General features: G+C 60.7%; 18 protein-coding genes. 7 read left to right on the top strand and 11 right to left on the bottom strand.

Annotated features, from left to right (window positions below):
• Positions 1 to 39: 39 nt before the first annotated feature.
• The 8 genes from fabI to gloB form a co-directional block, all read right to left on the bottom strand.
• On the bottom strand, positions 40 to 834 hold the full coding sequence (fabI, locus tag HV782_RS17430; protein WP_003202751.1) for an enoyl-ACP reductase FabI: 795 nt from the start codon (positions 832 to 834) through the stop codon (positions 40 to 42).
• A gap of 19 nt (positions 835 to 853) precedes the next feature.
• Positions 854 to 2,464 carry an ABC transporter ATP-binding protein gene (locus tag HV782_RS17425; RefSeq protein WP_123462784.1) on the bottom strand — a complete coding sequence of 537 codons (1,611 nt, stop codon included), beginning with the start codon at positions 2,462 to 2,464 and terminating at the stop codon, positions 854 to 856.
• Position 2,465: 1 nt separating this feature from the next.
• On the bottom strand, positions 2,466 to 3,485 hold the full coding sequence (locus HV782_RS17420; RefSeq protein WP_064587187.1) for an ABC transporter permease: 1,020 nt from the start codon (positions 3,483 to 3,485) through the stop codon (positions 2,466 to 2,468).
• Between the two features lies 1 nt (position 3,486).
• The gene (locus HV782_RS17415) at positions 3,487 to 4,560 is read right to left on the bottom strand and encodes a microcin C ABC transporter permease YejB (RefSeq protein ID WP_186748535.1); all 1,074 of its coding nucleotides are present in this window, start codon (positions 4,558 to 4,560) and stop codon (positions 3,487 to 3,489) included.
• A gap of 4 nt (positions 4,561 to 4,564) precedes the next feature.
• Positions 4,565 to 6,406 carry an extracellular solute-binding protein gene (locus tag HV782_RS17410; RefSeq protein WP_186748536.1) on the bottom strand — a complete coding sequence of 614 codons (1,842 nt, stop codon included), beginning with the start codon at positions 6,404 to 6,406 and terminating at the stop codon, positions 4,565 to 4,567.
• The gene (locus tag HV782_RS17405) at positions 6,403 to 8,235 is read right to left on the bottom strand and encodes an extracellular solute-binding protein (RefSeq protein ID WP_186748537.1); all 1,833 of its coding nucleotides are present in this window, start codon (positions 8,233 to 8,235) and stop codon (positions 6,403 to 6,405) included. Before HV782_RS17405 ends, HV782_RS17410 begins: the two co-directional genes overlap by 4 nt.
• A 639-nt stretch (positions 8,236 to 8,874) precedes the next feature.
• Entirely contained in the window at positions 8,875 to 10,341 is a 1,467-nt protein-coding gene (locus HV782_RS17400) for a transglycosylase SLT domain-containing protein (protein ID WP_186748538.1), read from the bottom strand.
• Between the two features lie 99 nt (positions 10,342 to 10,440).
• Entirely contained in the window at positions 10,441 to 11,208 is a 768-nt protein-coding gene (gene gloB, locus HV782_RS17395; protein ID WP_186748539.1) for a hydroxyacylglutathione hydrolase, read from the bottom strand.
• 66 nt (positions 11,209 to 11,274) lie between these two features.
• Between gloB and HV782_RS17390 the strand changes: the two genes are divergently transcribed.
• The 5 genes from HV782_RS17390 (at position 11,275) to HV782_RS17370 (ending at position 16,601) form a co-directional block, all read left to right on the top strand.
• On the top strand, positions 11,275 to 12,033 hold the full coding sequence (locus tag HV782_RS17390; protein WP_123462795.1) for a class I SAM-dependent methyltransferase: 759 nt from the start codon (positions 11,275 to 11,277) through the stop codon (positions 12,031 to 12,033).
• 92 nt (positions 12,034 to 12,125) lie between these two features.
• Entirely contained in the window at positions 12,126 to 12,587 is a 462-nt protein-coding gene (gene rnhA, locus HV782_RS17385) for a ribonuclease HI (RefSeq protein ID WP_003224162.1), read from the top strand.
• A 217-nt stretch (positions 12,588 to 12,804) separates the two neighbouring features.
• On the top strand, positions 12,805 to 13,563 hold the full coding sequence (dnaQ, locus tag HV782_RS17380; protein WP_123462797.1) for a DNA polymerase III subunit epsilon: 759 nt from the start codon (positions 12,805 to 12,807) through the stop codon (positions 13,561 to 13,563).
• A 153-nt stretch (positions 13,564 to 13,716) separates the two neighbouring features.
• Positions 13,717 to 15,972, top strand: a complete 2,256-nt coding sequence (locus HV782_RS17375) for an Orn/Lys/Arg family decarboxylase (RefSeq protein ID WP_123462799.1) — start codon at positions 13,717 to 13,719, stop codon at positions 15,970 to 15,972.
• Positions 15,973 to 15,986: 14 nt separating this feature from the next.
• On the top strand, positions 15,987 to 16,601 hold the full coding sequence (locus tag HV782_RS17370; RefSeq protein ID WP_123462801.1) for a GNAT family N-acetyltransferase: 615 nt from the start codon (positions 15,987 to 15,989) through the stop codon (positions 16,599 to 16,601).
• Here the strand turns inward: HV782_RS17370 and HV782_RS17365 are convergent.
• Positions 16,567 to 17,460 carry a LysR family transcriptional regulator gene (locus HV782_RS17365; RefSeq protein ID WP_186748540.1) on the bottom strand — a complete coding sequence of 298 codons (894 nt, stop codon included), beginning with the start codon at positions 17,458 to 17,460 and terminating at the stop codon, positions 16,567 to 16,569. The two genes, HV782_RS17370 and HV782_RS17365, sit on opposite strands and share 35 nt — an antisense overlap.
• Positions 17,461 to 17,545: 85 nt before the next feature.
• Entirely contained in the window at positions 17,546 to 17,782 is a 237-nt protein-coding gene (locus HV782_RS17360; RefSeq protein ID WP_064587205.1) for a hypothetical protein, read from the bottom strand.
• 183 nt (positions 17,783 to 17,965) lie between these two features.
• Here HV782_RS17360 and HV782_RS17355 point away from each other — a divergent pair, with 183 nt between their 5' ends.
• A complete protein-coding gene (locus tag HV782_RS17355) occupies positions 17,966 to 18,523 on the top strand; it encodes an NADPH-dependent FMN reductase (protein ID WP_123462805.1) in 558 nt (185 codons plus the stop codon).
• Between the two features lie 162 nt (positions 18,524 to 18,685).
• Positions 18,686 to 19,969 carry an arsenic transporter gene (locus HV782_RS17350; protein ID WP_186748541.1) on the top strand — a complete coding sequence of 428 codons (1,284 nt, stop codon included), beginning with the start codon at positions 18,686 to 18,688 and terminating at the stop codon, positions 19,967 to 19,969.
• A gap of 130 nt (positions 19,970 to 20,099) precedes the next feature.
• Here the strand turns inward: HV782_RS17350 and HV782_RS17345 are convergent, their stop codons facing one another.
• Positions 20,100 to 21,050, bottom strand: coding sequence for a DUF1853 family protein (locus tag HV782_RS17345; RefSeq protein ID WP_186748542.1), 951 nt, complete (start codon positions 21,048 to 21,050; stop codon positions 20,100 to 20,102).
• Positions 21,051 to 21,099: the final 49 nt, after the last annotated feature.

Raw genomic sequence — 21,099 nt, 5'->3', positions numbered from 1 at the left:
CCGCCAGCAAATGGCGGGTTTTTATGGGACAGGCGAAGATTACTCTTCGATGTTGCCCATGGCGGTGGTGTTGAAGCCGCCGTCGACGTACATGATTTCACCGCTGATGCCCGACGCCAGGTCGGAGCACAGGAAGGCGCCGGCGTTGCCGACTTCTTCGATGGTGACGTTACGGCGCAGCGGGGTTTGCGCTTCGTTGGCGGCCAGCATCTTGCGGAAGTTCTTGATGCCCGAGGCTGCCAGAGTACGGATCGGGCCAGCCGATACGCAGTTGACGCGGGTGCCGTCCGGGCCCAGGGAGCCGGCCAGGTAACGTACGCCAGCTTCCAGCGAAGCCTTGGCCATGCCCATTACGTTGTAGTTCGGCATGGTGCGCTCGGCGCCCAGGTACGACAGGGTCAGCAGGCTGCCGTTGCGGCCTTTCATCATTTCGCGGCCAGCTTTGGCCAGGGCCACGAAGCTGTAGGCGCTGATGTCGTGAGCGATACGGAAACCTTCACGGGTGGTGGCTTCGGTGAAGTCGCCGTCCAGTTGGTCGCCCGGGGCGAAGCCGACGGAATGCACGATGCAGTCCAGGCCGTCCCACTTCTTGCTCAGCTCTTCGAAGACCTTGGCGATTTCTTCATCGCTGGCCACGTCGCACGGGAAGCACAGCTCAGGGCTCGAACCCCAGCCCTGTGCGAATTCTTCAACACGACCTTTCAGTTTGTCGTTCTGATAAGTGAAGGCAAGCTCAGCGCCCTCGCGATGCATGGCGGCAGCGATGCCGGATGCGATGGACAGCTTGCTGGCGACACCGACGATCAGTACGCGCTTACCGGCGAGAAAACCCATGTGTTGCTCCTCTTTCAGGTTATTGCGCAGTGGCTGGTGCCAGAAAAGCGGCTTCCAGCAACTGCTGTGTATACGGATGTTGGGGGGCGGCAAAGATACTTTGCGCGTCTCCCTGTTCGACCACTTGGCCATGCTTGACCACCATCAACTGGTGGCTCAGCGCTTTGACGACAGCCAAATCATGGCTGATAAACAAATACGTCAGGTTGTACTTGGCTTGCAGTGAACGCAACAGCTCCACCACTTGCCGCTGCACCGTCCGGTCGAGCGCCGACGTCGGCTCGTCCAGCAGGATCAGCGCCGGTTTCAGCACCAAAGCCCGGGCAATGGCGATTCGCTGCCGTTGCCCACCGGAAAATTCGTGGGGGTAGCGGTGCCGGGTTTCCGGATCCAGACCTACCTCCTTCAATGCCGCAATAATCGCCGCCTCTTGCTCCTCGGCGGTGCCCATCTTGTGAATCCGCAAGCCTTCGCCAACGATGTCGCTGACGCACATGCGCGGGCTCAGGCTGCCGAACGGGTCCTGAAACACCACCTGCATCTCCCGACGCAACGGGCGAACCTCGTTCTGCGTCAGGCAGTCTAGCTGCTTGCCTTCAAAGCGAATGGCGCCTTTGCTGCCGATCAGCCGCAAAATCGCCAGACCCAGGGTGGATTTGCCGGAACCGCTTTCCCCCACGATCCCCAGGGTCTGACCCTGAGGCAGGCTGAAATTGATGCCGTCCACTGCCTTGACGTAATCCACCGTGCGCTTGAGCAGGCCTTTCTTGATCGGAAACCAGACTTTCAGGTCCTCGACTTCAAGCAGCGGCGCGCCGATTTTATTGCTCGCCGGGCCTCCGCTGGGCTCCGCGCCGAGCAATTCCCGAGTGTACGGATGCTGCGGCGAACGGAACAGCTCTTCGCACGATGCCTGTTCGACGATGCAACCGCGCTGCATGACACATACGCGATGCGCAATTCTTCGCACCAGGTTCAAATCGTGACTGATCAGTAACAGCGACATGCCCAATCGGGCCTGTAATTCCTTGAGCAAATCGAGGATTTTCAGCTGAACGGTCACATCCAGGGCGGTGGTCGGCTCGTCGGCAATCAGCAGTTCCGGCTCGTTGGCCAGGGCCATGGCGATCATCACCCGCTGGCGCTGGCCGCCGGACAATTCGTGGGGCAGGGCCTTGAGGCGCTTGTGCGGCTCGGGGATGCCGACCATCTCCAGCAGCTCCAGGGTGCGCTGGGTCGCGACTTTGCCGGTCAGGCCCTTGTGGATGCCCAGCACCTCGTTGATCTGCTTCTCGATCGAGTGCAGCGGGTTCAGCGAGGTCATCGGCTCCTGAAAGATCATTGCGATGCGGTTGCCGCGAATGTGGCGAATGGTCTTTTCTTTCAGTGCCAGCAGATTCTGTCCGGCGTAATTGATGCTGCCGGCCGGGTGACGGGCGATCGGGTAGGGCAGCAGGCGCAGGATCGAGTGCGCCGTCACCGATTTGCCCGAGCCGGATTCACCGACCAGCGCCAGGGTTTCGCCGCGCTTGATGTCGAAGCTCACACCTTCGACCACGCGGTGGACGCGCTCGCCAAGGCCAAATTCGACGGCGAGGTCGCGCACTTCGATCAGATTGTCCTGATTCATTTCACTTCCTCGGGTCGAAGGCATCGCGAGCGGACTCGCCGATAAACACCAGCAAACTCAACATCAACGCCAGCACGGCAAATGCGCTCATGCCGAGCCACGGCGCTTGCAGGTTGGATTTACCCTGGGCCACCAGCTCACCCAGCGACGGACTGCCGGCCGGCAAGCCGAAACCGAGGAAGTCCAACGCGGTGAGGGTGCCAATGGCGCCGGTGAGGATGAACGGCATGAAGGTCATGGTCGAGACCATCGCGTTGGGCAGGATGTGGCGGAACATGATCGCGCCGTTCTGCATGCCCAGCGCCCGCGCGGCGCGCACGTATTCAAGGTTGCGGCCACGGAGGAACTCGGCGCGCACCACGTCGACCAGGCTCATCCACGAGAACAGCAGCATGATCCCCAGCAGCCACCAGAAATTCGGCTGGACGAAACTGGCGAGAATGATCAGCAGGTACAGCACCGGCAACCCCGACCAGATCTCCAGAAAACGCTGCCCGGCCAGATCGACCCAGCCGCCATAGAAGCCCTGCAGCGCGCCGGCAATCACGCCAATGATCGAACTCAACACGGTCAACGTCAGCGCGAACAGCACCGAGATGCGGAAGCCGTAGATCACCCGCGCCAGCACATCGCGGCCCTGGTCGTCGGTGCCCAGCAGGTTGTCCGCCGAGGGCGGGGCCGGGGCCGGGACTTTCAGGTCGTAATTGATGCTCTGGTAGCTGTAGGGGATCGGCGCCCACAACACCCACGCGTCCTTGGCCTTGAGCAGTTCGCGGATGTACGGGCTCTTGTAGTTGGCCTCCAGCGGGAATTCGCCGCCGAAGGTGGTTTCCGGGTAGCGTTTGATCGCCGGGAAGTACCAGTTGTTGTCGTAATGCACCACCAGCGGCTTGTCGTTGGCGATCAGCTCGGCGCCGAGGCTCAGGCCGAACAGGATCAGGAACAGCCACAGCGACCACCAGCCACGCTTGTTGGCCTTGAACAGTTCGAACCGGCGGCGGTTGAGAGGGGACAGGTTCATCTCAATGCTCCCGGCTTTCGAAGTCGATGCGCGGATCGACCAGGGTGTAGGTGAGGTCGCCGATCAGTTTCACCACCAACCCCAGCAGGGTGAAGATGAACAGGGTGCCGAACACCACCGGGTAATCGCGGTTGATCGCCGCTTCAAAGCTCATCAGCCCCAGACCGTCGAGGGAGAAGATCACTTCCACCAGCAAGGATCCTGTGAAGAAGATGCCGATGAACGCCGACGGGAACCCGGCGATCACCAGCAGCATGGCGTTGCGGAACACGTGGCCGTAGAGCACGCGATTACGCGTCAGGCCCTTGGCCTTGGCGGTGACCACGTATTGTTTGTTGATTTCGTCGAGAAAGCTGTTTTTCGTTAGCAGGGTCATGGTTGCGAAGTTACCGATCACCAGCGCCGTCACCGGCAGCGCCAGGTGCCAGAAGTAATCGAGGATCTTGCCGCCGAAGCTCAGCTCATCGAAGTTGTTCGACGTCAGTCCGCGTAACGGGAACCAGTCGAGATAGCTGCCGCCGGCAAACACCACGATCAGCAGGATCGCAAAGAGAAACGCCGGGATCGCATAGCCGACGATGATTGCCGAACTGGTCCAGACATCGAAATGGCTGCCGTGCCGCGTGGCCTTGGCGATCCCCAGCGGAATCGACACCAGGTACATGATCAGCGTGCTCCACAGCCCCAGCGAGATCGACACCGGCAGCTTTTCCTTGATCAGGTCGATGACCTTGGCGTCGCGGAAGAAACTGTCGCCGAAATCTAGCTTCGCGTAGTTCTTGACCATGATCCACAGGCGTTCCGGGGCCGATTTGTCGAACCCGTACATGTGCTCGATTTCCTTGATCAGCGCCGGGTCCAGGCCTTGTGCGCCACGATAGGACGAGCCAGCCACCGACACCTCGGCACCGCCGCCGGCAATGCGGCTGGTGGCGCCTTCGAAGCCTTCGAGCTTGGCGATCATCTGTTCCACCGGGCCACCGGGCGCGGCCTGGATGATCACGAAGTTGATCAGCAGGATGCCGAACAGGGTCGGGATGATCAGCAGCAGTCGCCGAAAAATATACGCCAGCATCTGATTACTCCGTGCCCACAGGGTCGGCTTGCAGTTTGGTTTCGACTTCTATGGCGGGTTTCGCGTCAGGCTTGACCCACCAGGTGTTAATCCCGATGTCGTACTTGGGCGAGACTTTCGGGTGGCCGATGTGGTTCCAGTAGGCCACGCGCCAGGTCTTGATGTGCCAGTTGGGGACCACGTAGTAACCCCATTGCAATACCCGGTCCAGTGCACGGGCATGAGCCACCAGGCTGCTGCGTGAATCGGCGTTGATCAGGGTCTCCACCAATTGATCGACGATCGGGTCTTTCAGGCCCATGGTGTTGCGGCTGCTCGGTTTGTCGGCGGCGGCGCTCATCCAGAATTCGCGCTGCTCGTTACCCGGCGAGTTGGACTGTGGAAAACTGCCAACCACCATGTCGAAGTCCCGCGAACGCACGCGGTTGATGTACTGCGAGACGTCCACGCGACGGATCACCAGGTCGATGCCGAGGTCAGCGAGGTTGCGCTTGAACGGCAGCAGCACCCGTTCGAATTCGGTCTGCGCGAGGAGGAACTCGATGACCACGGGTTTGCCGTTGGCGTCGACCATTTTGTCATCGACGATCTTCCAGCCAGCCTCTTGCAGCAATTGATAGGCCTCGCGCTGCTGAGCGCGGATCATGCCGCTGGCATCGGTCTTCGGGTTCTCGAAGGCCTCACTGAACACTTGCGCCGGGAGTTTGCTGCGGAACGGCTCGAGGATCGCCCGTTGCTCGGCGTCAGGCAGGCCATTGGCAGCCATTTCCGAGTTCTCGAAATAGCTGCGGGTGCGGAAGTAGGCGCCGTTGAACAGTTGTTTGTTGGTCCATTCGAAGTCGAACAGCAGGCCGAGCGCCTGACGCACCCGCACATCCTGAAACACCGGGCGGCGCAGGTTGAAGACAAAGCCCTGCATGCCGGTCGGATTGCTGTTGGCGATCTGTTCCTTGATCAAGCGACCTTCGGTGACCGCCGGGATGTTGTAGGCGTTGGCCCAGTTTTTTGCGGTCATTTCCAGCCAGTAATCGAATTGCCCGGCCTTCAGCGCTTCGAGGGCAACGGTGTTGTCACGGTAGTAATCGGTGGTCATCGTGTCGAAATTGTAGAAACCACGGTTGACCGGCAAATCCTTGCCCCAGTAATCCTTGACCCGCTCATAGCGCACCGAGCGCCCGGCCTTCACTTCGGCGACCTTGTACGGGCCGCTGCCCAGCGGGATTTCCAGGTTGCCCTTGGTGAAGTCACGACTGGCCCACCAGTGTTTCGGCAGCACCGGCAACTGGCCGAGAATCAGCGGCAACTCGCGGTTGTTGGTGTGCTTGAACTTGAACAGCACTTTCAGCGGATCTTCGGCGATCACTTCGGAAACGTCGCTGTAGTAGCCGCGAAACAGTGGTGAACCTTCCTTGGTCAGCGTGTTGAAGCTGAACACCACGTCCTCGGCACGTACCGGGTGGCCGTCGTGGAAGCGCGCTTCGGGGCGCAGGTAGAAGCGCACCCAGCTGTTGTCCGGAGCCTTTTCGATCTTGCTGGCGATCAGGCCGTATTCGGTGAACGGCTCATCGAGGCTGTGCTTGGTCAGGGTGTCGTAGATCTGCCCGACGTCGTCGGCCGGCACCCCTTTGCTGATGAACGGGTTGAGGCTGTCGAAGCCGCCGAAACCGGCCTGACGGAATGTCCCGCCTTTGGGCGCGTCGGGGTTCACGTAATCGAAATGCTTGAAATCGGCCGGGTATTTCGGTGGCTCGTTGTACAGGGTCACAGCGTGTTGCGGGGTGGCACAGGCCAGCCCGGCGAACAGCAGACCGCTGGCCTGCACGAGCAGGGCGCGGAACGGTTTCATTGATCTTTCTCCGAAGACTTCAGCCACCACGCGCTCAGGCCCAGGGTGTAGGGCGGCGTGGTGACAAAGGCCAACCGGTTGCGGTAGGCCAGACGGTGATAATTGAGGTACCAGTTGGGAATGCTGTAGTGCTGCCACAGCAGCACGCGGTCCAGCGCCTTGCCGGCGGCGACCTGTTCATCGCGGGTTTGCGCGGCGAGCAGCTGTTCGAGCAGATGGTCGACCACCGGGTTGGCAATACCGGCGTAGTTCTTGCTGCCCTTGACCCCGACCTGACTGGAATGGAAGTACTGCCATTGCTCCAGACCCGGGCTGAGCGTCTGGTTGAGCGTCATCAGGATCATGTCGAAATCGAACTGATCCAGACGTTGTTTGTACTGGGCGCGATCCACCGTGCGCAGGCGCGCATCTATGCCGATGCTGTTGAGGTTCTCGATGTACGGCTGCAGGATGCGCTCAAGGTTCGGGTTGACCAGCAGCAGTTCGAAGCTCAGTGGCTGGCCATTGGCGTTTTGCAAGCGTTGACCGTTGAGCTTCCAGCCGGCCTCGGCGAGCAGGGCCAGGGCCTTGCGCATGGTCTCCCGAGGGATGCCGCGGCCATCGGTCTGCGGCAGGCTGAATGGTTCGGTGAACAGCCGTGCCGGGAGTTGCTCCTTGTACGGCTTGAGCATCAGCCATTCATGGCCGACCGGCAGCCCCGTCGCGGAAAACTCGCTGTTGGGGTAGTAGCTGGTCGTGCGCTTGTAGGCGTCGCTGAACAGCGCTCGGTTGGTCCACTCGAAGTCGAACATCAGGCCCAGCGCTTCACGCACCTTGACGTCGGCAAACGTCGGACGCCGGGTGTTCATGAACAGGCCCTGGCTCGGGGTCGGGATCTGATGCGGGATCTGCGCCTTGATAACATCGCCACGGCGCACGGCCGGGAAGTTGTAGCCGTTGGCCCAGTTCTTCGCCTGGTGCTCGATATAGATGTCGAACTCGCCGGCCTTGAATGCTTCGAAGGCGACGTCGCTGTCGCGGTAGAACTCGACTTCCATGCGATCAAAGTTGTACTTGCCGCGATTGACCGGCAAATCCTTGCCCCAGTAGTCCTTGACCCGTTCGAAGATCAACTGCCGCCCCGGTGTGACGGACGTGATGCGGTATGGCCCGCTGCCCAGCGGCGGCTCGAAGGTGGTGGCCTTGAAGTCGCGGTCTTTCCAGTAATGCTGCGGCAGCACCGGCAGTTCGCCGAGACGCAGGATCAACAACGGATTACCGGAGCGCTTGAGCACGAAACGGATGCGCTGCTTGTTGAGGATGTCGACGCGCAACACTTCCTGCAACGCCGTTCGGTACAGCGGATGACCTTCCTTGAGCAGCAGACGGTAGGAGAACGCCACGTCGTAGGCGGTGATCGGCGTGCCATCGTGAAAACGTGCTTCGGGGCGCAGATTGAACACCACCCAGCTGCGATCTTCGCTGTACTCCACCGATTGCGCGATCAAGCCGTAACTGGATGCGGGTTCGTCACCGGACGGCGAATACTGGCCGGTGCCGACCATCAGCGGCTCGTTCAGCTCGTTGATGCCGTACTGCAGGAAATTCGGCGTGGTGACCGGGCTGGTGCCCTTGAACGTGTAGGGATTGACCGTATCGAAGGTGCCGAATGCCATCACCCGCAACGTACCGCCCTTGGGCGCTTGCGGGTTGACCCAGTCGAAGTGGGTAAATCTGGCCGGGTACTTGAGCGTGCCGAACTGCGCATAACCGTGACTTTCGGTAATCGTCGCGCTTGCGGTTGAGCTCAAGGCCAGGCTGATCAGGAGCAGGAGGAGGGGACGCTTCAAGTCAGATCCGATCCAGGCGGCTTGGGCTTAGTGGGCCGTACAGTAACAGCTTGTCTGGACAGGAAAAAGATGCGGGTTAATGCAGGGTTAATCGTTTGCGCGAAGAGCCCCTCACCCTGACCCTCTCCGGGGGGAGAGGGGACTGATCGTGGTGTTTGGACGAATTACACCGACGTGCTGCACCGAGTCGAACTCAAGTTCTCAAAAGCCCCTCACCCTGACCCTCTCCCGGGGGGAGAGGGGACTGATCGTGGTGTTTGGACGAATTACACCGACGTGCTGCACCGAGTCGAACTCAAGTTCTCAAAAGCCCCTCACCCTGACCCTCTCCCGGAGGGGAGGGGACTGATCGTGGTGTTTGGACGAATTACACCGACGTGCTGCACCGAGTCGAACTCAAGTTCTCAAAAGCCCCTCACCCTAACCCTCTCCCGGGGGGAGAGGGGGCTGACTGTGGTGTTTGCGAGAGCTGCGCCGACGTGCGATACCGCGCCGAACTCGGATGTTGAACAGCACGGAGATCGGCTCCCTTTCCCCCTCGCCCCCTTGGGGGAGAGGGCTGGGGTGAGGGGGATGGATCTAATGCACACCTCAAAAACGTGATCAAAAAAAGCCCCCGAAATCTCAGGGGCTCTTCTGTCAGTGCGGCTGATAAACCGTGAGCATCTGCCCCGGCTTCAGTGCTTTACCCGCACCCGGATTCCAGCGCTTGAGATGCTGCATCTCAACGTTGAAGCGCTTGGCCACGACGTACAGCGTGTCGCCGCGTTTGACCTTGTACTGGGTTTGCTGCGCGCTGTCGTCCTTGCCTTTGCTCTTGCTGTTGGCCGCAATCACCGTGTTGACCCGGCCGGATTTGCGTGCCGGCGCGCGCTTGGTGGTGTCTTGCATCACCAGGGTCTGACCAACCTTGAGGTTCTTGCCGGTCAGCTTGTTCCAGCGCTGCAGGTCTTTGACTTCGACCTTGTTGGCCTTGGCGATGGAACCGAGGTTGTCGCCACGCTTCACCCGATAGGCACGCTTGAGCTGCGCCACTTCTGACGGATCGGCGCCTTCGAAGACTGGTTTCAGCGAACGCGGGCTGATCAGCTCTTCCGGACGCATGGTCTGCAAACTGGCCGTCAGCAATTGCGCCTTCGACGTCGGCACCAGCAAATGCTGAGGGCCGTCGATGGTGGTGCGTTGCTTGAAGGCCGGGTTGAGCTGGAACAGTTCGTCTTCGTCGATGTTGGCCACCGCAGCGACCTTGGACAGGTCCATGCGCTGGTTGATTTCGACGACCTGGAAGTACGGTTCGTTGGCGATCGGGTTGAGGTTCACGCCGTAGGCTTCCGGCGCCAGCACCACTTGCGACAGCGCCAGCAGTTTCGGCACGTAGGCCTGGGTTTCCGCCGGCAACGAAGACAGGTTCCAGTAGTCGGTCGGCAGGCCTAGCTTCTCGTTCCGCTCAATGGCGCGGCTGACGGTGCCTTCACCGGCGTTGTAGGCGGCCAGGGCCAGCAGCCAGTCACCGTTGAACATGTCGTGCAGGCGGGTCAGGTAATCCATCGCTGCGGTGGTCGAGGCGGTGATGTCGCGACGGCCATCATAAAAGCGGGTCTGGCGCAGGTTGTAGTAGCGGCCCGTGGACGGGATGAACTGCCACAGCCCCGACGCGTCGGAGCGGGAGTAGGCCATCGGGTTGTAGGCGCTCTCGATCACTGGCAGCAGGGCCAGCTCCAGCGGCATGTTGCGCTCTTCGAGACGCTCGACGATGTAATGAATATAGAGACTGCCGCGTTCGCCGGCATTCTCGAGGAAAGAGGGGTTACTGGCGAACCACAGGCGCTGCTGCTCGATGCGCGGGTTCACGCCCAGGCCTTCTTGCAGCTGGAAACCGCCGCGCATACGCTCCCAGATGTCCTGGGGCACCTGCGGGCTGGGCTTTTCACTCAGCCAGATGGGCTTCTGCTTGGCTCGCGCAGCAATGTTCGGCGTATGGGTCGCTTCAGTCTGCGGAGCATGGCTGGAACAGCCCGCCAGCGTGGCGGACACAGCCACCGCGATGGCTTGCGCCAGGCGGGTCAATGCGTCTGAATTGACGGACTTACGTATGGATGACGACATTGGCTGGAAGTAAGTTCCGGGCAAAAATGTCGGGCGATTCTAGAAAGCGCACCCCCTGCGGTCAACCATTCAGAATTTTTGTACCAGCTGGTGAGTCACTTAGAATTTATCTTTCCAGGCTCGCAGCGCAGCAAATACCTCACTCGGCGCCCGGTTTTGAGCGCCTGCCCGTTCGTCCACTTTTTGTGTAACTAATGTTTCAGTGGTCCGCAAAAACGGGTTGGTGAGCTTTTCCAGAGCCAGGGTCGAGGGCAGGGTCATGACCCCGTTTTGCCGTTGCTGGCTGACTTTTTCCAGACGAGCGGCGATGTCCGGGTTGGTCGGTTCCACCGCAGCCGCAAACTTGAGATTGCTCAGGGTGTATTCATGGGTGCAGTAGACCAGCGTATCTTCGGGCAACGCGGCGAGACGGCTCAGGGAATGGTGCATCTGCTCCGGCGTCCCTTCGAACAAGCGGCCACAACCGGCGGCAAACAAGGTGTCGCCGCAAAACAGCAGACCGTGGTGGTAATAGGCAATGTGTCCCAAGGTGTGACCGGGCACCGCATAGACCGCGAAGTCCCAGCCGAGCACACTGACGCTGTCGTTGTCCTTGAGCGCCACGTCGCGCGCCGGGATGTTTTCGCTGGCCGGCCCATAGACCGTGGCGCCGCTGGCCTGCTTGAGGCGCTCGACGCCGCCGACGTGGTCATGATGGTGGTGGGTGATCAGAATGTCGCTCAACACCCAGCCCGGATGGGCGTCGAGCCACGCCAGCACCGGCGCGGCGTCGCCCGGGTCGATCACCGCACAGCGTTGGGAGCGGTGATCCTGTAACAACCAGATGTAGTTGTCGGTGAACGCGGGCAGGGCACTGATCTGTATCATTGTCGGAATTCGCCAAGCGGAAAACATTGGCGCATCTTAGTAGTTCCTGGCGCGTTGGAGAATGACATGACCGATAAAGCGTTCGCTCAGGCCGATCCGGACTGGCTGGCATTGATCAGCGCCGCACGTGAATGGCTGTCGGGGCCGCTCGGGCAATTTCTGCTCGACGAAGAGCGGCGCATGCTTGAAGACGAGCTGGGTCGTTTCTTCGGTGGTTATCTGGTGCATTACGGCCCGTCCGCGCAAACCCCGCCCTCGGCACCGCAGGTTCAGCGCAACGTGCGCCTTGGCGCGCCGCTGCCCGGGGTCGAGATCGTCTGCGAAGAACAGGCCTGGCCGCTGAGCGAGCATGCCGCCGACGTGGTGGTGATGCAGCACGGCCTCGATTTCTGTCTGTCGCCCCACGGCCTGTTGCGCGAAGCCGCGAGCAGCGTGCGCCCCGGCGGGCATTTGCTGATCGTCGGCATCAACCCCTGGAGCACCTGGGGATTGCGGCATGTCTTCGCCCATGACGCCTTGCGTCAGGCCCGTTGCATCTCGCCGTCGCGAGTGGCCGACTGGCTCAATCTGCTGGGCTTTGCGCTGGAGAAACGCCGCTTCGGGTGCTATCGTCCGCCGCTCGCGTCAGCCAAGTGGCAGGCCCGTCTGGCCGGCTGGGAACGCAAGGCCGGTGACTGGCAACTGTCGGGCGGCGGTTTCTATTTATTGGTGGCACGCAAGATTGTGGTCGGCCTGCGACCGGTGCGTCAGGAACGTCGCGAGCCGATGGGCAAGCTGATTCCGCTGCCGATGGCCAAGGTCAACCGCCGCCGTATCGAACCGTAAACCTTCTTTTTATAAGTGGCCGGACATGCTCCGGCTGCGGCCATCGTCGATCCGCGATTGACGAGGCAGGCATTTATTCTGGATAGACTGGCATGAGCGAAAGCGTCGATAGCGTAGAACTGTTCACCGACGGCGCCTGCAAGGGCAACCCCGGTCCGGGCGGCTGGGGCGCCTTGCTGGTGTGCAAGGGCGTCGAAAAGGAACTGTGGGGCGGCGAGGCCAATACCACCAACAACCGCATGGAACTGCTCGGCGCCATCCGTGGCCTCGAAGCCTTGAAGCGGCCCTGCGAAGTATTGCTGGTGACCGACTCGCAGTACGTGATGAAAGGCATCAACGAGTGGATGGCCAACTGGAAGAAGCGCGGCTGGAAGACAGCGGCGAAAGAACCGGTGAAAAATGCTGATCTGTGGAAAGAGCTCGACGAGCAGGTCAATCGCCACAAGGTCACCTGGAAGTGGGTGCGCGGGCACATCGGGCATCACGGCAACGAGCGGGCTGACCAGTTGGCCAACCGTGGCGTGGATGAAGTGCGCGGCTACAAGCAAAGCTGATTTCGCTTCTGAACCGTGGTGCGGCCATTCGCGAGCAAGCTCGCTCCCACAGGGAAATGCATTCCAGATCTGATGCCCCTTCCCTGAATTGGAATGCATTCCAATGTGGGAGCGAGCTTGCTCGCGAAGGGCGCGCCACGGTCTGACTGAAACACCCCGCCGAGCGTGTTAACATCCGCTTTTTTGCACGAATGACCCCGTTGAGAATTGAACACTGATGGCCACCAGATCCGTTGTACTCGATACCGAAACCACCGGCATGCCGGTGACCGATGGTCACCGGATCATTGAAATCGGCTGTGTCGAACTGATCGGTCGGCGCCTCACGGGCCGGCACTTTCACGTCTATCTGCAACCGGATCGCGAGAGTGACGAAGGCGCGATCGGCGTTCACGGCATCACCAACGAATTCCTCGTCGGCAAACCGCGTTTCGCCGAGGTGGCCGACGAGTTTTTCGAGTTCATCAACGGCGCGCAGCTGATCATCCATAACGCGGCGTTCGACGTTGGCTTCATCAACAACGAATTCGCCTTGATGGGCCAGCACGATCGCGCTGACATCACCCGGCACTGTTCGATCCTCGACACCCTGATGATGGCCCGGGAACGTCACCCGGGGCAGCGCAACAGCCTCGATGCGTTGTGCAAACGTTATGGCGTCGACAACTCCGGCCGTGAACTGCACGGCGCCTTGCTCGACTCGGAGATTCTCGCCGACGTCTACCTGACCATGACCGGTGGCCAGACCAGTCTGTCGCTGGCCGGTAACGCTTCCGACGGCAATGGCACAGGAGAGGGGGCGGACAACTCCGCCACCGAGATCCGGCGTCTGCCGGCCGATCGCCAGCCCGCGCGGATCATTCGGGCGACGGAAGAAGAGCTGGCGGCGCATATGGCGCGGCTGGAGATCATTGCTAAATCGGCGGGCGGGCCGGCGTTGTGGACGCAGATCGCCGAGGCTGACGCGCAGGCTTGACCCTGTCCCTGTGGTGAGGGAGCAAGCTCTCTCGCCACAAAAGTCAGGTCAGGTGTCATGAAGCCAACTGGCCACCCTCGCCACTTTCGCTGCAACCCTCTACCCTGAGTGCATTGGCAGACATTGATCCGCCGCCTCAGGACACTGAGCCTCATGTACAAAGATTTGAAGTTTCCGGTGTTGATCGTCCACCGCGACATCAAGGCCGACACGGTCGCCGGTGACCGTATCCGTGGCATCGCCCGCGAGTTGGAGCAGGAAGGTTTCAATATCGTTTCGGCCACCGATTACACCGAAGGGCGGTTGGTGGCTTCGACCCATCATGGTCTGGCGTGCATGCTGATCGCTGCCGAAGACGCCAGCACGAACTCCCATTTATTGCAGAACATGGCCGAACTGATCGGCCTGGCGCGGGTGCGCGCACCGGATCTGCCGATCTTTGCCCTGGGCGAACAGGTCACCCTGGAAAACGCCCCGGCCGATGCCATGGCCGAGCTCAATCAACTGCGCGGCATCCTGTATCTGTTCGAAGACACCGTGCCGTTCCTCGCCCGGCAAGTGGCGCGGGCGGCGCGCAAGTATCTGGATGGTTTGCTGCCGCCATTTTTCAAGGCGCTGGTGCAGCACACAGCCGACTCCAATTATTCCTGGCACACCCCAGGCCACGGCGGCGGTGTGGCGTATCACAAGAGTCCGGTGGGGCAGGCGTTTCATCAGTTCTTCGGGGAAAATACCCTGCGTTCGGATTTGTCGGTGTCCGTACCGGAGCTCGGTTCGCTGCTCGACCACACTGGCCCCCTCGCTGAAGCGGAAGCCCGCGCGGCGCGCAACTTCGGCGCCGACCACACCTTTTTCGTGATCAATGGCACCTCGACCGCCAACAAGATTGTCTGGCACTCGATGGTCGGTCGCGACGACCTGGTACTGGTTGATCGCAACTGTCACAAATCGGTGCTGCACGCGATCATCATGACCGGCGCAATCCCGCTGTACCTGTGTCCGGAGCGCAATGAACTGGGGATCATCGGCCCGATTCCGCTGAGTGAATTCAGTCGCGAATCGATTCAGGCCAAGATCGAGGCCAGCCCGTTGACCAAGGGGCGTGAGCCGAAAGTCAAACTGGCGGTGGTCACCAACTCAACCTACGACGGCTTGTGCTACAACGCCGAGCTGATCAAGCAGAACCTGGGCAACAGCGTCGAAGTGCTGCATTTCGACGAAGCCTGGTACGCCTACGCGGCGTTTCACGAGTTCTTCGCCGGTCGCTACGGCATGGCCACCTCGCGCAGCGAAACCAGCCCGCTGGTGTTCACCACCCATTCCACGCACAAACTGCTCGCCGCGTTCAGTCAGGCTTCGATGATTCACGTGCAGGACGGCGGGGCGCGGCAACTGGACCGTGATCGTTTCAACGAAGCGTTCATGATGCACATCTCGACCTCGCCGCAGTACAGCATCATTGCTTCGCTGGACGTGGCATCGGCGATGATGGAAGGCCCGGCCGGGCGCTCGCTGTTGCAGGAAACCTTCGACGAAGCCCTGAGCTTCCGCCGGGCGTTGGCTAATCTGCGGCAGCACATTGCCGCCGATGACTGGTGGTTCTCGATCTGGCAACCGCCGGGGGTCGAAGGTATCGACCGCGTGCAGACCGAAGACTGGCTGTTGCAGCCGGAGGCCGAATGGCACGGGTTTGGTGAAGTCAGTGACGACTACGTGCTGCTCGACCCCATCAAAGTCACCCTGGTGATGCCGGGGTTGAACGCCGGCGGTGCGTTGAGCGAGAAGGGCATCCCGGCGGCGGTGGTCAGCAAGTTCCTCTGGGAGCGTGGGCTGGTGGTGGAAAAGACCGGTCTGTATTCGTTCCTGGTGCTGTTTTCGATGGGCATCACCAAAGGCAAATGGAGCACGCTGCTTACTGAATTGCTGGAATTCAAGCGCAGTTACGATGCCAACGTCCGTCTCGAAACCTGCCTGCCGTGCGTTGCACAACAAGACAGCACGCGTTATCGCGGCATGGGCCTGCGCGATCTGTGCGATCAATTGCATGCCTGCTATCGCAGCAATGCCACGGCCAGACACCTTAAACGCATGTACACGGTACTGCCGGAAATCGCCATGAAACCGGCCCACGCCTATGATCATCTGGTGCGTGGCGAAGTCGAAGCGGTGCCGATAGATGAGCTGGAGGGGCGGATCGCGGCGGTGATGCTGGTGCCGTATCCGCCGGGTATTCCGTTGATCATGCCCGGCGAGCGCTTCACCGAAGCCACCCGCTCGATCATCGACTACCTGAAGTTTGCCCGCACGTTCGATAGCAGCTTTCCCGGTTTTGTCGCTGATGTGCATGGACTGCAACATGAAGATGAAGGCAATGGGCGGTTCTACACCGTCGATTGCGTCAAGGAATGAGGACTTTCCCGAGTATGCAACCGGTCATGAATCCGAAATACCCAGGGCTGTCGGTGCGGGTCGCCGATGAGGGCTTTGCGCCTTATATCTGGGGCAGCGACTTCAGTTTTGAAGTGGTTGCGTATGGGGCCGCGGTGGTCGGCGCACCGGTCGAGCAGTGGCAGGTGACGCCGATCGTGCCGTACCGCAAGTGCTACGGCATCGATCCGGAGGAGTTCAGCGCCTTTCACAATGCGCCCGACAGCGCGATCTTCATGGCGTATCTGGATGACGAGCCGGTCGGTCATCTGGTGATCAGTACCAACTGGAACGGCTTCGCCCATATCGACGAACTGGCGGTGCATGCCCCGGCCCGTCGGCACGGTGTGGCCAAGGCGTTGCTGGATGTCGCGCAGTTCTGGAGCCGCAAAAAGAAGCTGCCGGGGATCATGCTGGAAACCCAGAACAACAACCTCGGCGCCTGTCGGCTGTATGAGCGTTGCGGTTATGTGATTGGCGGTATCGACCATTTGCGTTATCGCGGCATCGATCCGAACACCGCCGAAGTGGCGCTGTTCTGGTATCGATTGTTCGATAATCCGCTGGAGCGCCCGCTCAGCTCGACAGCATCGCCTCGGCTTGTTCCGTGACGATTGCCAGCAGGGTCTGAATCGCAGAAGGCGTGGCCGCGTGTTTGCAGGTCAGCGCGTACAGGCTGATCGGCACTGCCGGTGACAACGGGCACACGTCCAGCCCGCCGGCCCTTGCGCCAAGGGCGGTGAACGGGTCGACGATGGCCAGCCCTTCGCCGGCCTCGACCATGCTGCGCATCATCTGGTGGGTTTGCACCCGGGTCTGGATGCTCGGCACAGGCCGCAGGGCCTGGAGCTTGTTTTCCAGTGCCGGGCTCAGCGGGTCGTGGCCTTCGAGGCCGATCATCGCCTGACCGGCGAGGTCCTGCAGGGAAATGTACTTTTGCTTCGGTTGCAGCCAGCCGTGGGGAGCGAGCAACTGCAACTTGCCTTGGGCCAGTGGCCGGGCGTGGATGTCGGGGTGTTCGGGGTCGTGCAGGCTCAGGCCCAGATCGCTTTCGCGCAGCAACAGGCTGCGGACGATGTCGCGGGTTGATGCGCCAAGCAAGGTGCACGGTGCGTCAGGCAGGCGCCGGCGCAGGGCGGCAAGGCTTTGTGGCAGTAATTGTTGCGCCAGCGGCGGAGTGCCGATGATGCGCAGGGGCGGGGCGAGGTATTGCTTGAGGCTGCTGGCCAGACGCTGCACTGGCTCCAGCGCTTCATAGACATGGGCGATTTCCACCTGCAATGCCCGGGCTTCGGGCGTTGCCTGCAAGCGTCCGCGCACGCTGGCGAACAGCATGAACCCCAACTCACTCTCGGCTTCACGCAAGCGCGCTTCAACGTCGGTCAGCGGCAATTGCAGCCATTCGGCGGCCGTGCCCAGGTGACCGGTCTGCAAGAGCGCCCGAATCACTTCGATATGACGTAAACGCATGCGTGAAGTCCATGTTCAGCAGGTGGGGTCAGAGGCTGAATCCTACCCCAACTCTGCGCATATGACTTCTGCTCATAACGAGGTGTTATTGAGCGACGGTTGGCTCGGGTTCGCGGATCAGGGTGATGTCCGACTGAACCAGCAAAAACTCATTGTCACTGAGCTTTTTGACGCGATCGCCAATCGCCAGTTTGTAGGTGGTGACAGGCTCCATGCCGGTGAGACCGTCTGCCGACGGGGTGGATTCCTGGAACTCATGCACGGAATAAACGCGGCCTTCCGCATCTCTTGCATGGAACTGACCGACGAGTACTGCTGCCATCTGCTTAGAACCTCTGGAGATAAAACGCTTGATTTGCGGCTTGGTAGACCTTCATCAAGCCCTGTAAGTTTTCCTACAGGAAAAAAATAATCAGTGCGGAGGAATTTCCCTTGCGCGCTGGTGAAACTGTCATCGAATCATCTATAACTACAGGCTCTTCCCACGGACAGTCGAGAGTCTTCCATGAGCAATGTCTACAACGTCGCTGTAGTCGTCGGCAGCCTGCGCAAAGCATCGATCAACCGCAAAGTCGCACTGGCGCTGGCCGAGCTGGCACCGGCGAACCTCAAACTGAAGATTGTCGAAATTGGCGACCTGCCACTCTATAACGAAGACATTGACGGCGATTCACCGCCGGCAGCCTACAGCACTTTCCGCCAAGAAGTAGGCTCTTCCGACGCGGTGCTGTTTGTCACCCCGGAATATAACCGCTCGGTGCCGGCACCGTTGAAGAATGCGATTGACGTGGGTTCACGGCCGTATGGCAAAAGCGTCTGGAGCGGTAAGCCGGGTGCGGTAATCAGCGTGTCGCCGGGGGCGATTGGCGGTTTTGGCGCCAACCAGCATCTGCGTCAGTCCTTCGTGTTTCTCAATGTGCCGTGCATGCAGCAGCCGGAAGCGTATCTGGGTGGCGCGGGTTCGGCATTTGACGAGGCGGGCAAGTTGAGCGACTCGGTGAAACCATTCCTGCAGAATTTCATCAATGCGTATGGGCAGTTCGTGGAGCAACACAAGAAATAATCTGGTCAGATCGGCGGTAAAACAGAGATCATGTGGGAGCGAGCTTACTCGCGAAAGGGCCATCAGCCACACCTTTGGTGACTGACAGTTCGCTTTCGCGAGCAAGCTCGTTCCCACATTTTTGTGGTTTGGCTTATTTTCCATTTATTAAGGCTGTTGCGGATGCTCGCTGCGTCACTGATTTTCCTGCTGACCATTACCCTTGTCATCTGGCAACCCAAAGGCCTCGGCGTCGGCTGGAGTGCGACGCTTGGCGCCGTACTGGCGCTGATCTTCGGTGTCGTTCACCTGAGCGATATCCCGCTGGTGTGGCAGATCATCTGGAACGCCACCGGCACGTTCGTCGCGCTGATCATCATCAGCCTGTTGCTCGACGAAGCCGGGTTCTTTGCCTGGGCCGCGTTGCATGTGGCGCGCTGGGGGCGGGGCAGCGGACGCAAGCTGTTTGCTTTTATGGTGCTGCTCGGTGCGCTGGTGTCGGCGCTGTTCGCCAATGACGGCGCGGCGCTGATCCTGACGCCCATCGTCATCTCCATGCTGCTGGCGCTGCGTTTTTCACCGGCGGCAACCCTGGCGTTCGTGATGGGGGCAGGTTTTATCGCCGACACCGCGAGCCTGCCGCTGGTGGTATCGAACCTGGTCAATATTGTCTCGGCAGACTTCTTTCACATCGGCTTCAACCGCTATGCGGCGGTGATGGTGCCGGTCAACGTTGTCAGCGTTGCGGCGACGCTGGGCATGTTGCTGTGGTTTTTTCGCCGCGACATTCCGGCGGCTTACGACCCTGAACAACTCGAACACCCAGAAACTGCGATTCACGATAAAGCCACGTTCTACGCCGGTTGGGCAGTGTTGGTAATCCTCCTCATTGGTTGTTTTGCGCTGGAGCCACTGGGCATTCCGATCAGTGCGATTTCCGCGGTGTGCGCCGCGCTGTTGCTTTGCATCGCTGCCCGCGGCCACAAGATTTCCACGCGCAAGGTGATGAAAGAAGCGCCGTGGCAGATCGTGATTTTCTCGCTGGGCATGTACCTGGTGGTCTATGGCCTGCGTAATGCCGGGCTGACCGGGTATCTGGCCGGTTGGCTGGATGTGTTCGGCGAGCATGGCGTGTGGGGCGCGGCGCTGGGCACCGGTGTGCTGACGGCGTTGCTGTCGTCGATCATGAACAACTTGCCGACGGTGTTGATCGGGTTGTTGTCGATTGATGCCAGTCAGGCGAGCGGGGTGGTCAAGGAAGCGATGATTTACGCCAACGTGATTGGCAGTGACCTGGGGCCAAAGATTACGCCGATCGGCAGCCTGGCCACGTTGTTGTGGTTGCATGTGCTGGAGCGCAAGGGGATCCACATTGGTTGGGGGTATTACTTCAAGGTGGGGATTGTGCTGACGGTGCCGGTGCTGTTGATTACCTTGGCGGCTTTGGCTCTGCGGTTATCCCTTTAGACCGAGTCGGCCCGTTCGCGAGCAAGCTCGCTCCCACAGGGGAGTGTATCGCCTCTCCCTACATTTGAAATGCAGTCCAAATGTGGGAGCGAGCTTGCTCGCGAAGGGGCCGGTTCAGGCGCTAAAAATCTCAGGCCTGACCCGGCACATTCGGCCAAAGATCCGACACCAGAAACAATCGCTCCGCCTCTTCCCATTCGCCCCGTGCATTCTCGATCAGGCGCACCATCAGTTGCGCCGGGGCCAGGGGTTCCAGGTCATCCAGCCACATCTGCAAGTGTGCGTGGCTCCAGGTCTGGTCCGCCGGATAATGCGCCGGTGCGAGCCAGGCGTGGCGTGGCAGCGGTTGCCAGCGTCCGGCCGGGCGCTGATCGACAAAGGCCGGCCAGTCTTTTTGATGCAGCCAACTGCCACGCAGGTGTTGCGGATGTGCGCCTTTCGGCGATTCGGCCTCACCGGGCCACGGGTACAGCAGGTATCCGCCCAGCCACAGCTGCGCACTGAACACCCCGATGCCCAGCGTCGCCAGCGCCTCGCGGCTTTCCGGACGGGCCGATATCGGCAATTGATGCTCGGCCAGATGTGCCAGTTTGCGGTCCAGCCGGTCATGGCATCCGGGCCCCAGCCACTGCGCCGGATCCCGTCCGTCACCGTGCTGCGGCCCGAGGTACAACTTGATCGCCAGCTCCAGATGATGCACCCCGTCGCGGTCTCGCAGCAGCATGTCCAGTTCGCCGAGGGTGTGGCCTTCGCGGCGGATCGGCAGGTTGGCGGCGATCAATTCGATGCCCGGCGCGTGCTCCACCGCAAACTGCCACAACCGTTCGTAATACAGGCCCAGGCGCCGGGTGCGCGCCTGCGACAGCCAATGCAGCAAGCCATAACTGTCGCGGTCGAGCTCGCGCAACCAGTGTTCCAGTCGCTGCGGGTCATGCACCCAATCGCTGCCGGCCAGCGGATGACGCTGCGGCCACGGCGTGGCGGCGAGCATCGGCGGCGCCAGAATCACCCACGCCAGATCCCGCACTTCCGGATGGCGTAATTGGTGCGGCAGCTGGAGCAAATCGGGAAACAGGATCATCTTGCGAGCATAGCCTGAAACACGAGCACACCCTTGAGGCTGAAAGGAT

The organism is Pseudomonas monsensis (genome assembly GCF_014268495.2).
GTDB classification, from domain to species: Bacteria; Pseudomonadota; Gammaproteobacteria; order Pseudomonadales; family Pseudomonadaceae; genus Aquipseudomonas; species Aquipseudomonas monsensis.
The sequence above is the reverse complement of the archived record's forward strand: the minus strand, read 5'-3'. Positions and strand labels throughout refer to the sequence as shown.

Excerpts from the sequence above, each read along its gene's own strand:
- fabI (WP_003202751.1), bottom strand. The coding sequence starts at position 834 with ATGGGTTTTCTCGCCGGTAAGCGCGTACTGATCGTCGGTGTCGCCAGC.
- HV782_RS17425 (WP_123462784.1), bottom strand. The coding sequence starts at position 2,464 with ATGAATCAGGACAATCTGATCGAAGTGCGCGACCTCGCCGTCGAATTT.
- HV782_RS17420 (WP_064587187.1), bottom strand. The coding sequence starts at position 3,485 with ATGAACCTGTCCCCTCTCAACCGCCGCCGGTTCGAACTGTTCAAGGCC.
- HV782_RS17415 (WP_186748535.1), bottom strand. The coding sequence starts at position 4,560 with ATGCTGGCGTATATTTTTCGGCGACTGCTGCTGATCATCCCGACCCTG.
- HV782_RS17410 (WP_186748536.1), bottom strand. The coding sequence starts at position 6,406 with ATGAAACCGTTCCGCGCCCTGCTCGTGCAGGCCAGCGGTCTGCTGTTC.
- HV782_RS17400 (WP_186748538.1), bottom strand. The coding sequence starts at position 10,341 with ATGTCGTCATCCATACGTAAGTCCGTCAATTCAGACGCATTGACCCGC.
- gloB (WP_186748539.1), bottom strand. The coding sequence starts at position 11,208 with ATGATACAGATCAGTGCCCTGCCCGCGTTCACCGACAACTACATCTGG.
- HV782_RS17390 (WP_123462795.1), top strand. The coding sequence starts at position 11,275 with ATGACCGATAAAGCGTTCGCTCAGGCCGATCCGGACTGGCTGGCATTG.
- rnhA (WP_003224162.1), top strand. The coding sequence starts at position 12,126 with ATGAGCGAAAGCGTCGATAGCGTAGAACTGTTCACCGACGGCGCCTGC.
- dnaQ (WP_123462797.1), top strand. The coding sequence starts at position 12,805 with ATGGCCACCAGATCCGTTGTACTCGATACCGAAACCACCGGCATGCCG.
- HV782_RS17375 (WP_123462799.1), top strand. The coding sequence starts at position 13,717 with ATGTACAAAGATTTGAAGTTTCCGGTGTTGATCGTCCACCGCGACATC.
- HV782_RS17370 (WP_123462801.1), top strand. The coding sequence starts at position 15,987 with ATGCAACCGGTCATGAATCCGAAATACCCAGGGCTGTCGGTGCGGGTC.
- HV782_RS17365 (WP_186748540.1), bottom strand. The coding sequence starts at position 17,460 with ATGCGTTTACGTCATATCGAAGTGATTCGGGCGCTCTTGCAGACCGGT.
- HV782_RS17360 (WP_064587205.1), bottom strand. The coding sequence starts at position 17,782 with ATGGCAGCAGTACTCGTCGGTCAGTTCCATGCAAGAGATGCGGAAGGC.
- HV782_RS17355 (WP_123462805.1), top strand. The coding sequence starts at position 17,966 with ATGAGCAATGTCTACAACGTCGCTGTAGTCGTCGGCAGCCTGCGCAAA.
- HV782_RS17350 (WP_186748541.1), top strand. The coding sequence starts at position 18,686 with ATGCTCGCTGCGTCACTGATTTTCCTGCTGACCATTACCCTTGTCATC.
- HV782_RS17345 (WP_186748542.1), bottom strand. The coding sequence starts at position 21,050 with ATGATCCTGTTTCCCGATTTGCTCCAGCTGCCGCACCAATTACGCCAT.